11 protein-coding genes and 1 riboswitch are annotated in these 14,641 nt (G+C 70.8%); of the genes, 1 reads left to right on the forward strand and 10 read right to left on the reverse strand.

The window, feature by feature from the left end; translation table 11 throughout:
* Positions 1-42 precede the first annotated feature (42 nt).
* On the forward strand, positions 43-2,601 hold the full coding sequence (locus tag K7C20_RS15075; RefSeq protein WP_053210059.1) for an ABC transporter permease: 2,559 nt from the start codon (positions 43-45) through the stop codon (positions 2,599-2,601).
* A gap of 66 nt (positions 2,602-2,667) precedes the next feature.
* Here the strand turns inward: K7C20_RS15075 and K7C20_RS15080 are convergent, their stop codons facing one another.
* The 10 genes from K7C20_RS15080 to K7C20_RS15125 form a co-directional block, all read right to left on the reverse strand.
* Positions 2,668-4,011, reverse strand: a complete 1,344-nt coding sequence (locus tag K7C20_RS15080; RefSeq protein WP_030080448.1) for a class I SAM-dependent methyltransferase — start codon at positions 4,009-4,011, stop codon at positions 2,668-2,670.
* 200 nt (positions 4,012-4,211) lie between these two features.
* A complete protein-coding gene (locus tag K7C20_RS15085; protein WP_030080449.1) occupies positions 4,212-5,603 on the reverse strand; it encodes an NAD(P)/FAD-dependent oxidoreductase in 1,392 nt (463 codons plus the stop codon).
* Between the two features lie 452 nt (positions 5,604-6,055).
* The gene (locus tag K7C20_RS15090) at positions 6,056-7,000 is read right to left on the reverse strand and encodes a Ppx/GppA phosphatase family protein (protein ID WP_030080450.1); all 945 of its coding nucleotides are present in this window, start codon (positions 6,998-7,000) and stop codon (positions 6,056-6,058) included.
* Positions 6,997-7,557 (reverse strand): DUF501 domain-containing protein, encoded by a 561-nt coding sequence (locus tag K7C20_RS15095; RefSeq protein WP_030080451.1) that lies wholly within the window; start codon positions 7,555-7,557, stop codon positions 6,997-6,999. Before K7C20_RS15095 ends, K7C20_RS15090 begins: the two co-directional genes overlap by 4 nt.
* Before the next feature lie 105 nt (positions 7,558-7,662).
* The gene (locus tag K7C20_RS15100) at positions 7,663-8,115 is read right to left on the reverse strand and encodes an FtsB family cell division protein (protein WP_030080452.1); all 453 of its coding nucleotides are present in this window, start codon (positions 8,113-8,115) and stop codon (positions 7,663-7,665) included.
* Positions 8,116-8,275: 160 nt separating this feature from the next.
* Positions 8,276-9,562 carry a phosphopyruvate hydratase gene (gene eno / locus K7C20_RS15105; RefSeq protein ID WP_030080453.1) on the reverse strand — a complete coding sequence of 429 codons (1,287 nt, stop codon included), beginning with the start codon at positions 9,560-9,562 and terminating at the stop codon, positions 8,276-8,278.
* A gap of 361 nt (positions 9,563-9,923) precedes the next feature.
* Complete coding sequence (locus K7C20_RS15110) at positions 9,924-10,589, reverse strand: LysM peptidoglycan-binding domain-containing protein (RefSeq protein WP_030080454.1); 666 nt, start codon at positions 10,587-10,589, stop codon at positions 9,924-9,926.
* Positions 10,590-10,596: 7 nt separating this feature from the next.
* A riboswitch (cyclic di-AMP (ydaO/yuaA leader) is annotated at positions 10,597-10,769 on the reverse strand.
* A gap of 252 nt (positions 10,770-11,021) precedes the next feature.
* The gene (locus K7C20_RS15115; RefSeq protein WP_030080455.1) at positions 11,022-12,032 is read right to left on the reverse strand and encodes a transglycosylase family protein; all 1,011 of its coding nucleotides are present in this window, start codon (positions 12,030-12,032) and stop codon (positions 11,022-11,024) included.
* A 253-nt stretch (positions 12,033-12,285) separates the two neighbouring features.
* Entirely contained in the window at positions 12,286-13,593 is a 1,308-nt protein-coding gene (locus K7C20_RS15120; protein WP_030080456.1) for a cytochrome P450 family protein, read from the reverse strand.
* Between the two features lie 69 nt (positions 13,594-13,662).
* On the reverse strand, positions 13,663-14,538 hold the full coding sequence (locus tag K7C20_RS15125; protein ID WP_030080457.1) for a LysR family transcriptional regulator: 876 nt from the start codon (positions 14,536-14,538) through the stop codon (positions 13,663-13,665).
* Between the last annotated feature and the right edge of the window lie 103 nt (positions 14,539-14,641).

The raw sequence follows: 14,641 nt of genomic DNA on the forward strand, positions 1-14,641 counted from the left end.
CGCCACCCTCACCTCGGACCTCTCCTCCAGGACTGACCCACCATGTTCCGTACCGCCTTGCGCAATGTGCTTGCGCACAAGGCCCGGCTGCTGATGACCGTCCTCGCCGTGATGCTCGGCGTGGCCTTCGTCTCCGGCACCCTGGTCTTCACCTCGACCATCTCCGACGCCTTCCGTGCCGGCTCCCAGAAGAGCTTCGACCACGTCGATGTCGCCGTGCTTCCCTCGTCGCCCGACGGGCCTCCCGGCACCCGGGCCGAGGACCCCCGGCTCGACGGCAAGGCGCTCGACACCGTGTCCCGTCTCCCCGGCGCCGCCTCCGTCACCGGCATCGTCACCGGCTACACCGGAATCGGCGACAAGGACGGCAAGCTGATCGGCTCGGGCCAGAGCCGCGGCAGCAACTACTTCCCCGGCAAGGACGGCAAGGACGCCCGCTACCCGATGAAGCAGGGCACGGCCCCCACCGGCGCGGACCAGTTCGCGCTGGACGCGGGCACCGCCACGAAGGGCGGCTACCACGTCGGCGACACCGTCCGGATATCCGCCGACGGACCGGTCCGGCAGCAGAAGCTGACCGGCATCTTCACCACCGACGACGGCCGGGTCGCCGCCGGCGGCTCGCTGGCCCTGTTCGACACCCGGACCGCGCAGAAGCTGTTCGGACTGTCCGGCGGATACACCGAGATCGACGTCGAGGCCGCGGCCGGGACGTCCCAGGCCGCACTCCAGCAGGCGATCGGCAAGGCGCTGCCCAAGGACAGCGCCACCACCTCCACCGGCAAGGAACTCGCCGACGCCGAAGCCAAGGTGATCGACGACAACATGCAGGGCATGAAGACCGCCCTGCTGGCCTTCGCCGCCGTCGCACTCTTCGTCGGCATCTTCCTCATCGCCAACACCTTCACCATGCTGGTCGCCCAGCGCACCAAGGAGCTGGCGCTGCTGCGGGCGGTCGGCGCGAGCCGGCGTCAGGTCACCCGCTCGGTCCTGATCGAGGCGTTCTTCGTCGGTGCGATCGCCGGGGTCTCCGGCCTGGTGGCCGGAATCGGCATCGCCGCACTGCTGCGGGAGGTGCTGAACGGCTTCGTCGCGACGTTCCCCGAGGGGCCGCTGGTGGTCTCGCCCTCCACGGCCGTCGCCGCCCTGGGCATCGGCACCCTCATCACGGTGCTGGCCGCCTGGCTGCCCGCGCGGCGCGGCGCGAAGGTTCCGCCGGTCGCCGCGATGAACAGCGTGCACGCCGTCGCCACCACCAAGTCACTGCTGGTCCGCAACACCCTCGGCGCGCTCGTCGCGGGCATCGGCACGGCCTCGGTCGTCGTCGCCACCTCCGTGTACGAGGGCGACGACACCAGCAAGATCATGCTGGGCGGCGGCGGGATGCTGCTGCTGGTCGGCGTGTTCATCCTGACGCCGCTGCTGTCCCGTCCGCTGATCGCGCTGGCCACCCCCGTCCTGCGTGCCTTCGGCATCTCCGGCCTCCTCGCCCGGCAGAACGCGCTGCGCAATCCGCGCCGTACGGCCACCACCGCCTCCGCGCTGATGATCGGGCTGACCCTGATCACCGGCATGACGGTGATCGCGGGCAGCACGCAGAAGGGCATCGACAAGCTGGCCGTCGACGCGCTCAAGGCCGACTACACCATCTCGATGGAGGGCAACACGCAGCTGCCCACCACCGCGGAGAAGAAGGTCCGCGACCTGCCCGGTGTCACCGCCCTCACCCCGCTGCGGGAGGGCATGGCGAAGATCGGCACCGGCAGCGCGGCCCGGCAGCCGACCCAGCTGACCGGCGTGGACGGCGCACAGTTCGGCTCGCTCGTCCGGCCCGGCATCAGCGAGGGGTCGCTCGCCACCCTGCGCGGCGACCGGGTCCTGGTGGACGAGGACACCGCCACCCGCAACGGCTGGCGGGCCGGCTCGCGGCTCCCCGTGACGTTCGAGGACGGCAAGACGGCCACCCTGACCGTCTCGGGGGTCTACCAGGGCAACCAGATGCTCAACGGCGTCTTCGTGGACAACCGCACGCTGGCTCCGCATCAGAAGGACATCAGCGACAAGCAGCTGCTGGTCAAGATGGCCGACGGCGCGACCGACGCGCACAAGGACGAGCTGGTCGAGGCGCTCGGCAAGAACCCGGCGGTCACCGTCGCGGACAAGAAGGACGTCTCGAACGCCATCGCCTCGATGTTCACCCTGCTGCTGAACATGCTCTACGGCCTGCTGGCCATGGCCGTGATCGTCGCGGTGCTCGGGGTCATCAACACCCTGGCGATGTCGGTCTTCGAACGCTCGCAGGAGATCGGCATGCTGCGGGCGATCGGCTTGGACCGGCGCGGCATCAAGCGGATGGTGCGGCTGGAGTCACTGGTCATCTCGCTGTTCGGCGGGGTGCTCGGCATCGGGCTCGGAGTGTTCATGGGCTGGGCGGTCGGTCAGCTGATCAGCGCCCACCTGTCCACCTACGAACTGGTGCTGCCCTGGGCCCGGATGGGCCTCTTCCTCGGCCTGGCCGCGCTCGTCGGCGTACTGGCCGCCCTGTGGCCGGCGTTCCGGGCCGCGAGGCTGAACATGCTGGCGGCCATCAAGGCCGAATGACGCCCCCGTCTCCGGCCCCCGGCCCGCCCACCCGCTCCGTCACGGCAGCGGGTGGGCGGACGGCGTTCAGCCGCGGTGGGTGCCGGAGCGCCACTCGCGCGCCCGCAGCGGCATCCCCGAGGCCCCGGGCTCCGGCGTACGGACGGCCAGCACCTGGTTGACTCCTATCCGGTTGCGCTCGAAGGACAGCGCGCACGCGGCCATGTACAGCCGCCACACCCGGGCCCGCCCCACGGACGTGAGCCGCGCGGCCTCGTCCCAGTGCCGCTCCAGGTTGGCGACCCAGCGCCGCAGCGTCAGCGCATAGTGCTCACGGATCGCCTCCACGTCCCGCACCTCGAACCCGGCCTCTTCCAGCTGGCCGACGGTCCGGCCGAGCGGCGCCAGCTCACCGTCCGGGAACACATACCGGTCGATGAACTCGTCGACGTGATACGTCTCCTCGTCGGCCACCGGCCGGCGGGCGATCTGGTGGTTGAGCAGCCGCCCGCCGGGCCTCAGCAGGGAGTACAGCGCCTCGGCGTACTCCGCGTACTGCGTCCGGCCGACATGCTCGGCCATCCCGATCGAGGAGACGGCGTCGAACGGCTCGTCCTTGATCTCGCGGTAGTCCTGCACCCGGATCTCGATCCGGTCGGCCAGCCCGGCCTCGGCGATGCGCTTACGGGCGAAGGTGGCCTGCTCCTCGGAGAGCGTGATGCCGACCGCCCGTACGCCGTACTCGCGGGCCGCGTGCAGCACCATCGAACCCCAGCCGCAGCCGACGTCGAGCAGCCGCGCGCCCTCCTGGAGCCCGAGCTTGCGGCAGATCAGGTCGAGCTTGTCGCGCTGGGCGTCCTCAAGACTGCCGACAGCGTCTCCGGTGGTCTCCGCGGGCCCCCAGTAGGCGCACGAGTAGACCATCGACGGACCGAGCACCAAGGCGTAGAAGTCGTTGCCGACGTCGTAGTGGTGGCTGATGGCTTCCTTGTCGCGCCGCAGGGTGTGCAGCGGTCCACGACGGCGTCTGACCTCTTCCGCGGGCGGCGTCGGCGGGACCGGGACGCCGGCCAGGGTCAGCATCTCCCGGGCGGCGGCGCGGATCTCCGGACGGGCCAGGGCGCGCAGCACGGCGGCGCGCTGCGGTTTGGGGGCGTCGGTGCCGCGCTCCCAGATCAGACCGGCGAGCACATCGAGCGCGGCGTAGAGATCGCCCTCGATATCGAGGTCGCCGGCCACCCACGCACGGGCCAGACCCAGCTCACCCGGCTTGAACAGCAGCCGCCGCAACGCCCGGCGATTGCGGATGACGAGTGTGGGTGCCCCCGGCGGGCCGGACTCGCTGCGGTCCCAGGCGCGGATCCGTACGGGGAGCGGGGCTCCCAGCACCTCCTCGGCGAGCTTGGTGAGCCGTCCAGCGGCGTCGGCCATGTCGCACACCTCCGTGTTGACGAGTCGGGCAAAGAAGTTTCACCCACCACGTAAACGCCAATGGGGCGCCCAGATAGTCCCGTTCACACGCAAGAGAACCGCAAACCGCCTGGTTTTCGCCAGAGCGGACACGCCAAAGGGCGTCCGCCCCACGGATGGCGGACGCCCTTCGGGCTGGTCGGAGTACCCGACCGGGAAATTCAGGAAGCCTTGGCCTTCGTCTTGTCCCCGGCCTCGGCGGCGGTCGGCGGCGCCGGCGCCGGCTTGGCGGCCTCGTAGAACTCCTCGCGGGGGTTCTCCATGGCGCCGAGCGAGACGACCTCGCGCTTGAGGAACATGGCCAGCGTCCAGTCGGCGAAGACCCGGATCTTGCGGTTGAACGTCGGCATCGCCATACCGTGGTACGCGCGGTGCATGTACCAGGCGAGACGGCCCTTGAGCTTGATCTTCATCTTGCCCATGACGATCATCGCGACGCCCTTGTGCAGGCCCAGACCGGCGACCGCACCCTTGTTGGCGTGGCTGTAGTCCTTCTGCGGGAAGCCGCGCATCCCGGACACCACGTTGTCGCCGAGGATCTTGGCCTGCCGCAGCGCGTGCTGCGCGTTCGGCGGGCACCAGGCGTTCTCGTTGCCGGCCTTGCGCCCGACCAGGTCGGGGACCTGCGCGTTGTCGCCGGCCGCCCAGATGTAGTCGGTGCCCTGCACCTGGAGGGTGGTCCCGGTGTCGACGTGGCCGCGCGGGCCGAGCGGCAGACCGAAGCGGGCCAGCGCCGGGTTCGGCTTGACGCCCGCGGTCCACACGATGGTGTTGGAGTCGACCTCGAGGCCGTTGTTGAGCTTCACGTGGCCGTCGACGCAGGAGTCCATGCCGGTCTTGAGGTAGACCTCGACGCCGCGGCTCTCGAGGTGCTCCTTGCCGTAGGCACCGAGCTTCGGGCCGACCTCGGGGAGGATCTTGTCGGCGACGTCGACCAGCAGGAAGCGCATGTCCTCGCGCTTCACGTTGTTGTAGTACTTCGCGGCATCACGGGCCATGTCCTCGACCTCGCCGATGGTCTCCGCACCCGCGAAGCCACCGCCCACGAAGACGAAGGTCAGCGCCTTGCGGCGGACGTCCTCGTCGGTCGTGGAGTCGGCCTTGTCCAGCTGCTCCAGCACGTGGTTGCGCAGGCCGATGGCCTCTTCCACGCCCTTCATGCCGATGCCGTTCTCGGCCAGACCGGGGATCGGGAAGGTACGGGAGACCGCGCCCATCGCGATGACCAGGTAGTCGAAGGGCAGCTCGTACGCCTCGCCGACCAGCGGGGCGATCGTCGCCACCTTGCGGTCCTGGTCGATGGTCGTGACCCGGCCGGTGAGAACCTCCGCCTTGGGGAGCACGCGTCGTAGCGGAACCACGACGTGGCGGGGGGAGATGCTGCCGGCCGCAGCTTCAGGGAGGAAGGGCTGGTACGTCATGTACGAGCGCGGGTCGACGACCGTGACGGTCGCCTCGCCGTACCGCATCTTCTTGAGGATGCGACGTGCCGCGTACAGGCCTACGTACCCACCGCCTACAACGAGGATCCTGGGACGCTCCGTGGTGCTCATGCAATCGAGTATCCACCCCCACATGGGGGGTCGCTCGTGAGCCCCTTCACAAGCACTCCGGAGGCATCTGCTACACTCCGCCGCCTTCGTGACCGACGCCATAGTCCAATCCGGAACCACCGTGCTACGCGAGGCGTTGGAGACCCCTGTTGATCAGGGATTGTGGCCCGCCGGGCGGAGGAAACACCCTCCGCGCGAGCGCGCCGCCCACGCATCGGCAGCCGCGCATTTTCCGGGTCCAGGCGCCCTGAAGCCTTCGAATGAGGGTCGGACGATCAGATTGTTCGTCCAACGGGAGGCTTTTTCATGTGAAGGATTTCACGAACTTTCTCCGCGGACCCGTCCGCGGGGCCTCCCGGCACCCCCCGAAGGGCGCTCGGACGGGCAATCCGCCGCTCGAAAGGCCACGCGGCAGAGGCCCGTTGCCGGCCTCTGCCGCACCCCGCAATGCCTCAGCCGGCGAGGCTCCAGGCGATGCCGTCCAGGATGTCGTGCTCGCTGACGACGACCTCCCCGGCGCCCGTCCGCTCCATGATCGACAGCAGTACGAGCGCACCCGCGGCGATCACGTCGACCCGGCCCGGGTGCATGACGGGGATGGCCGCGCGCTCGGCATGGGTGGAGGACAGCAGCATGCCGGTGATCTCGCGGACCTTCGCCAGGGAGATCCGGGAGTGGTGAATGGCCTCGGAGTCGTACTGGCCCAGGCCCAGCGCGATCGCGGCGACCGTGGTCACGGAGCCCGCCAGGCCCACGAGGGTGGCGGCCTCGCCCAGCGGGACGGTCTCCTCGGCCCGGTCCAGTGCCGCCGCGACATCGGCCTTTATGGCCGCGATCTGCCCCGGGGCCGGCGGGTCGCTGATGTCGCCGCCGTGCACCAGGTGCCGCTCGGTCATCCGGACGCAGCCGACGTCGACCGAGCGCGCGGCGCGGACGGACTCGCTGCCGAGGACGAACTCGGTCGAGCCGCCGCCGATGTCGACCACCAGGAAGGGCCGCTCGAGATCCGCGCGGGCGGTGAGCTCCTTGGTGGCGCCGTTGAAGGAGAACTCCGCCTCCTGGTCACCGGTGATCACCTCGGGCTCCACGCCCAGGATGTCCACCACACCGCGGACGAAGTCCTCGCGGTTCTCGGCGTCCCGGGAGGCGGAGGTCGCCACGAAGCGGACCTGCTCGGCGCCCAGGCCCTTGATCACCGCGGCGTACTCCCGGCAGGCCGCGAAGGTGCGCTCCAGCGCCTCGGGCGCCAGCCGCCCGGTACGGTCGACGCCCTGGCCCAGCCGGACGATCTGCATCCGGCGGTCGAGGTCCTTCAGCTCACCCGTCGCCGGGTCGGCGTCGGCGACCAGCAGCCGGATGGAGTTCGTACCGCAGTCGATGGCGGCGACCCGCTTCACTTGGCGTCTCCTTCGGGAGCATCCTGGGCTACCGGGGTGTCCTGGCAGGGCGTCACGCACGGCCCCTTCTTCCACCACTCCGGCAGCATCGCGAGGGCCTCGTCGCCGAGCGGGTTGACGCCCGGCCCGGCCGCCAGCGAATGGCCGACGAGGACGTGCAGGCACTTGACCCGGTCCGGCATGCCGCCCGCGCTCGGGAAGCCTTGCAGCACCTCGATGGCGTCCCGCCGGCGGATGTAGTCCTCATGAGCGGCCCGGTAGGCGGCAGCCAGCTCAGGGTCGGCCGCCAGCCGCTCGGTCATCTCCTTCATCACGCCGTTGGCCTCCAGCGTGCCGATCGCGGAGGCCGCGCGCGGGCAGGTGAGGTAGTAGAGCGTGGGGAAGGGCGTGCCGTCCTCCAGGCGCGGCGCCGTCTCGACGACATCCGGCTGCCCGCAGGGGCAGCGGTGCGCGATGGCGCGCAGGCCGCGCGGCGGGCGGCCGAGCTGTTCCCGGAAGGCGGCGATGTCCGCGTCGGTGGGCTCGGTGGGCTCGGTCTGGGGCGGGGGGGTGTCCATGTGCGCTTTCGGTGAGGTGAGTGGTGAGGTGACGGCGGGCCGGGGCGGGCCGTCCCGTGCCGACATTACGGGCTGCCGCCCGGCGGCGGTACGGGCAGGCCGCGGCTACCGCTTGTCGGCCGCGTCGACGGTGTCCCACAGGTTCTCGTACCAGGGGCGCTGCGCCGCTTGCGGCCCCTTCGGTGCGGAGCCGGTGCCGGAGCCGTCCTGGACGATGTATCCGGTCTCGCCCGGCATGACGTAGTGCAGATGCCGGCGGGCCTGCTGGCGTACGTACTCCGGGTCCTGCCAGCGGGCCTTCTGCTCGCGCAGCCGGTCCAGGGCGGCGCCGGCGTCCTGGGCCTTGCGGCGCTGGTCGGCGATGTCCGAACGCTGGGAGACGTACTGCCTTATGGGATACGCGAGGGCGACGACCAGGGAGCACATCACCAGCGCCAGCAGTGCGGCACGGCCGGTGAGGCGGTTGCGGCGGGGCGGGCGGGCTCGGTAGACGCGGGCGGCGGCCTGCTCGCCGAGCGCCTTGAGTCGGGTCGCGGTCGAGAACCGGTCCGCGGGCACGTCGTCTCCCCTTCACTGACTGACGCCTGACTGCTTCAAGCAGGTACGTCCCCGGCAACGGTACGGGACCGTCGCCGGGGACGTACGGGGTGCCGGGCGGTTTGGCGCGCCCGATCAGCCCCTGCTGCCCTGACCGGCCCGGCAGCGGGCCGCCTGCGGGTCAGCTGCCGTGACGGAACCGCGGGAAGGCGGAGCGGCCGGCGTAGACCGCGGCGTCGTCGAGGATCTCCTCGATGCGCAGCAGCTGGTTGTACTTGGCGACGCGCTCGGAGCGGGCCGGGGCGCCGGTCTTGATCTGGCCGCAGTTGGTGGCGACGGCGAGGTCGGCGATGGTGACGTCCTCGGTCTCACCGGAGCGGTGCGACATCATGCACTTGAAGCCGTTGCGCTGGGCCAGCTCGACGGCGTCCAGGGTCTCGGTCAGCGAACCGATCTGGTTGACCTTCACCAGCAGCGCGTTGGCGGAGCCCTCGTCGATGCCACGGGCGAGGCGCTCGGGGTTGGTGACGAACAGGTCGTCGCCGACGAGCTGGACCTTGGCGCCGAGCTTGTCGGTGATGACCTTCCAGCCGGCCCAGTCGTCCTCGAACAGCGGGTCCTCGATGGAGACGAGCGGGTAGGCCGCCACCAGCTCCTCGTAGTACTCGGTCATCTCGGCGGCCGAGCGGTCCTTGCCCTCGAACTGGTACTTGCCGTCCTTGTAGAACTCGGAGGCGGCGACGTCCAGCGCGAGCGCGATGTCCTGGCCGGGGGCGTAGCCGGCTTCCTTGATGGCCTCGAGGATGAGGTCGAGGGCCTCGCGGTTGGAGCCCAGGTTCGGGGCGAAGCCGCCCTCGTCGCCGAGGCCGGTGGCCAGACCCTTGGTCTTCAGGACCTTCTTGAGGGTGTGGTAGACCTCGGCGCCCCAGCGCAGCGCCTCGGAGAAGGACTCCGCGCCGATCGGGGCGATCATGAACTCCTGGATGTCCACGTTGGAGTCGGCGTGCGAGCCGCCGTTCAGGATGTTCATCATCGGGACGGGCAGGACGTGCGCGTTCGGGCCGCCCAGGTAACGGAACAGCGGGAGGTCGCTGGCCTCGGAGGCGGCGTGCGCGACGGCGAGGGAGACGCCGAGGATGGCGTTGGCGCCGAGCGAGCCCTTGTTGTCGGTGGCGTCCAGGTCGAACATGGCCTGGTCGATCAGCCGCTGCTCGGTCGCGTCGTAGCCGACGAGCTCCGGGCCGATCTGCTCGATGACGGCCAGGACCGCCTTCTCCACGCCCTTGCCCAGGTAGCGGTTCGGGTCGCCGTCGCGGAGCTCGATGGCCTCGAAGGCGCCGGTGGAGGCACCGGACGGGACGGCGGCACGGCCGGTGCTGCCATCGTCGAGGCCGACCTCGACCTCGACCGTGGGATTACCTCGCGAGTCGAGAATTTCGCGGGCTACGACGACGTCGATCGACGGCACGTTGTCTCCTTCGTGGGTGTCTGGCGTTCTGCGCATGAGCCTAACGGCCCCGGGCGCGTCCGCCTGCCCTTGGCCCGCTCTGTGGGATGGAAAGCCGCGCAAAGCTCCCCGAAGACCCCGTTCACGGGACGCTTAGGCGCATTGTTCGCTGAACGGGAACATTCGCCGGGCTGGAGCGGTCAGCGGCGTGCGCCCGCACCGGCACCGGCCCGGCCTCGGCCCGGCGTCACCCCGGCGCCGCCCCGGGCAGAAGAAACCCCGCCCCGGCGCGCTCGGGGGAAGGGCGCGCCGGGGCGGGGCGGTCTCACGGGGGAAGGGGGCCCGCCGCTCGGGCCCGCCCGCGTCCCGGTGAGGGAGGGACTCAGACGTTGAGCTTCTGACCCGGGAAGATCAGGTTCGGGTTGCCGCCGATGACCGACTTGTTGGCCTTGTAGACCGACTTCCAGTCGCTGCCGTGGGCCTTGGCGATCTTGGCGAGGGTGTCGCCCGCCTTGACGGTGTAGTTGCCGTGGCCCATGGACTTGCGCTCGGTGGACCGCGAGGCGTGCTGCTCGGGGGCGGCCGGGGCCTTCTTCGCCTCGGTCTTGCCCTGGTCCTGCTGCGGCGCGGACTTGGTCTGCGCGGAGCCGGAGGTGTCGACGTCGGCGGCCGGGCCACCGGCGGTCAGGTTGCCGGCACCGGCGCAGGACCAGGCACCCGGGCCCTGGATGGCGAGGAGCTTCTCGGCGGCGGCGATCTGCTGGGACTTGCTGGCCAGGTCGGCGCGCGGCGCGTACTTGGTGCCACCGGCGGCGGCCCAGCTGGAGTTGGAGAACTGCAGGCCACCGTAGTAGCCGTTACCGGTGTTGATCGACCAGTTGCCGCCGGACTCGCACTGGGCGACCTTGTCCCAGGTGGAGACCGAGGCGGCGGAGGCGGAGGTGGCACCCATCAGCGGGACGGCCACGGCAGCACCGGCGATGCCGGCGAGGGTGGCGACGCGGACGGCCTTGGACGGACGACGGTGCTTGCCCTTGATGATCAGCATGGTTCGTTCGTTTCCTCACCGACGCCTACGAGGTGAGCTGTCGGGTTCGGGCTGTGAGAAATCGCCCGGCCGCGTGCGCGTGGCGCACGTGGCTTCACCCCAAGCCGGTGGACCCGCTTTCACGGGTGGGGCCGGCACGTACCTTGGGTCCCCCGCTCCTGCCTTCGGCGCTTGCGCGTCAAGTGCCTCCGATCACCGGCAGGATTCGGCGTGTGATCAAAGGGCCCGCTTTGGCGAGCGGTCCTGACGTTAAGCAGTAACCGCCCTGGGGTTCAAACCCCATCATGTGAACCAAGTTGACCGTTTTTGATCACGGGCAGGTCACATATCCGCAGGTGAACCCCGGTTCGATGAGGCGGGACGAACCGGGGTTCACCGTTAGTCAACGAGAGCCTTGTCTCACTTTCCCCAAAAGCGGGCGAAGGTGGCGAACTACCCTGCCGCGTGCCCCAGATCGAGCAGTTGGCCCGGCTTGATCAGGTCCGCGTCGGAGCCGATGACGCCCTCGTTGCCCTCGTAGAGCGCGGTCCAGCCACCGGGCAGCCGGTGGGCCTGGGCGATGGCTGACAGCGTGTCACCCGGCCGCACGGTGTAGTCGCCGTCGGCCGCCGGGCCCGTGCGGTGCGCGTCATCGCCCCGCGAGGCATGCCGGCCACCCGAGGACCTGTCCTCGTCGTCGCCCGCACCGCCGCGGTGCTTACCCTTCGCGGGCGTCTCCTGCGGGGTGCCGGTGGTGTCCGGACGGCTGCCCCCGTCGGACGGGTCGGCGGACTGCGACGGGTCGCGGTCCCGGTCGCCCGGCGTCGTCGAGTCGTCCGGCGTCGCCGGGTCGGACGGCTCCGGGCTCGTGGACGCGTCGCCGGAGCGGTCGGAATCCGTGGCGTCGGGCGAGGGCGCCGGATCGGACGGCTCGTCGCCGGACTCGTCGTGCTGCTGCCCGGCGGAGTCCGTGTCGTCGTGCGCGCCGGACGAACCGGACGAGTCCCAGGGGTCCGAGGAGCCGTCCGCGTCCGACGGGGCGGGCGAGGGGGTGGCGGTGCTGCCCGGGTCGACCTCCGGCGCACGCCCGTCCTTGGCGAGACCGGCGCTCACCGCACAGCTCGACCACTGGTCCGGGCCGCGGGCGTCGAGGATCGACTGGGCCACCGCGATCTGCTGGGAGCGGCTGGCGAGGTCGGGGCGCGAGGCGTAGGCCGCGCCGCCGTAGGTGTCCCACAGCTCCTGGGTGAGCTGGAGTCCGCCGTAGTAGCCGTTGCCCGAGGCCGCGCTCCAGACGCCGCCGCTCTCGCACTGGGCGACCTTGTCCCAGGTCGCGGTGTCGGCGGCGTGAGCGCCGCTCGCACCGAGCAGTGGCAGGGCGATGCCGGCCCCGGTCACTCCCACCGTGACAAAGATGGCCGGTGCCTGACGGGGGCGACGATGTCGGCCGTTCCCGGAACGCATGCGGATGCCTTTCGCGCGGCGGTTGAGTTGTACGACGAGCTCTTCGAGCTGCTCGACGGGTCACCCGTCCGGCCGGCGCGCACGAGGCACACCGTTACACCGGTCCCCCACATCACCGCTTCGGCCGACCGAGTGAAGCCGTCGATCGTCGGTCGAAAGGTAGCCGGGGTCACGGGTAGTCACAAGTCGGTGTAGTGGAGATCACGTAAAGGTCACACGACTGACTCAGCGTCACTTTTGTCCTTTTCGCTGGTCAGGGCCGCTCGGGCCCGAACTCCACCGGCAACGACCGCAGTCCGCGCATGATGAGTCCGCCACGCCAGCGCAAATCGTCCGGTTCCGCGGCGAGCCGGATGTCCGGGAGCCGGTTCAACAGCGTCGCCAGAGCGGCCTGTCCTTCGAGCCGGGCGAGCGGCGCGCCCAGGCAGTAGTGGATGCCGTGCCCGTATCCCAGGTGCTGGTTGTCACGACGGGTCAGATCGAGGACGTCCGGCTCGGCGAAGCGTGCCGGGTCGCGGTCGGCGGCGGCCAGCACCACCAGGACCGGGTCGCCCTTCGCGATCCGCTGCCCGGCCAGCGTCAGCTCCTCGGTCGCGAACCGCCAGGTCGCCAGCTCCACGGGTCCGTCGTAACGGAGCAGTTCCTCGATACCGGTGGTGAGCAGCTCGGTGTCGCCCGCCGCCATCGACTTCTGGAGCAGCTCGCGCTGGGCGGGGTGGCGCAGCAGCGCATAGATGCCGTTGCCGATGAGGTTGACGGTGGTCTCGAAACCGGCGAAGAGCAGGATGAAGGCCATCGCGGCGGCCTCGTTCTCGGTGAGGTGCTCGCCGTGGTCGGAGGCCCGGATCAGGCCGGAGATCAGATCCTCGTCCGGCTCCGCGGTGTCGCCCAGGGACTCGCGCTTGCGGTGGATCAGCTCGGCGAGATAGCCGCGCATCTTCTTCACGGACCGGGCGACACCGCCGCGCGGCCCCCCGCCGTGCCGGATCATCATGCCGGCCCAGTCACGGAAGTCGTCCTGGTCCTCGCGCGGTACGCCCAGCAGATCGCAGATCGCGTAGATCGGGAGCGGGAAGGCGAACTCGTGGATGAGGTCGGCCTCGCCCTTCGCCGCGAACTGGTCGATGAGGTGGTCGGTCAGCTCCTGGACCCGCGGGGCGAAGGCGGCGACCCGGCGCGGGGTGAAGGCCTTCGAGACCAGCCGGCGCAGCCGGGTGTGGTCCGGGGGGTCGATGTTGAGCAGATGCGTCATCAGGTTGGCGCTGCGCTCACCGGGGATGCCGACCTTGCCCTTGCCGTGCGCGGCCTCGCTGTGATGCACCGGGTTCTTGGACAGCCGGCCGTCGGCGAGCGCCTGCCGCGCCTCGGTGTAACGGGTCACCAGCCAGGCCTCGACGCCACTGGGCAGCTCGGTCCGGTACACCGGCGCATGCTCGCGCAGCCAGGCGTACGCGGGGTAGGGATCGGCGGCGAACTCCCAGGTGAACAGCTCGGGGGCGGGCGCGGCGGCGGGGCAGCCCGCGGGGGCGTCGGCGGAGGGGGCGTGGGGCTTGTCGTGCACCTTCCGACCGTAACCGCTGGGCGCACCACGGCGCGCCCGCGCACCGGCCGGGCCCACTGACCCCCCGCGCTACGCCGGATCCACCCCCAGTCCCCGCAGGAACGCCACGGCCGCCGGCGACGGGCCGAGGCCGCTCCAGACCACCCGCTCGGTCCGCTCCGGCGCCGGCCGCACCCGCACGATGTGCAGCCCGGACAGCTCGGAGGCGATGGCCTCCGGCACCATGCCGATGCCGAGGCCCGCCCGCACCAGCTTCGCCAGGAACTCCAGGGTGGTCACCTCGAAGGCCACCTCCGAGGTCAGCCCCGCCGCACGGAACGCCTCGTCGCGCTGCCGGCGGGCCGCGGACCCCGCCGTGAAGTCCACAAAGGTCTCCCGCGCCACCCGCGACAGCGTGGTCCACTCCCGCCCCGCCAGCGGATGCCCCGGCGGGACGACGGCGACCAGCTCACCGCGCGCCAGCTCCTTCTCCCGTACGCCGACGGTGCGGGCGCCGGGCACCAGCCCGACGAAGGCGACGTCCAGCACGCCCTGCCGCACCTTCTCCAGGAGCGCATCGCTCATCTCCATCTGGAGGCTGATCCGCACCTGGGGACAACGCGTGCGAAAGGCGCCCAGCTCACGGGCGAGGTCCACGGCGGCGACGGTGGAGATCGCGCCGACCGCGAGCCGGCCACGCACCTCCCCGGTCGCCGCCGCCACCTCCGCGCGGGCGCGCTCGGCCGCCTCCAGCGCCTGCCGGGCGACCGGGACGAAGGCCTCACCGGCGGTGGTCAGCCGGACGCTGCGGCTGGTCCGGTCGAAGAGCCGGGCCCCGAGCTCCTTCTCCAGCCGGGCGATCTGGTGGCTGAGTGCGGACTGCACCACATGACAGCGCTCGGCGGCCCGGGTGAACCCCCCGGTCTCGGCCACCGCGACCACATAGCGCATCTGCTGGAGCTCCATGTCCACCGATCCTAGCCAGCACTGATCTCCATCCACGATGGATGAGATGACAACGATGTGTTGGACTCATCAATGCGACGGGCCCAGGCTGGGACGTGCCCGC

The organism is Streptomyces decoyicus (assembly GCF_019880305.1).
In the GTDB taxonomy this organism is placed as follows: Bacteria; Actinomycetota; Actinomycetes; order Streptomycetales; family Streptomycetaceae; genus Streptomyces; species Streptomyces decoyicus.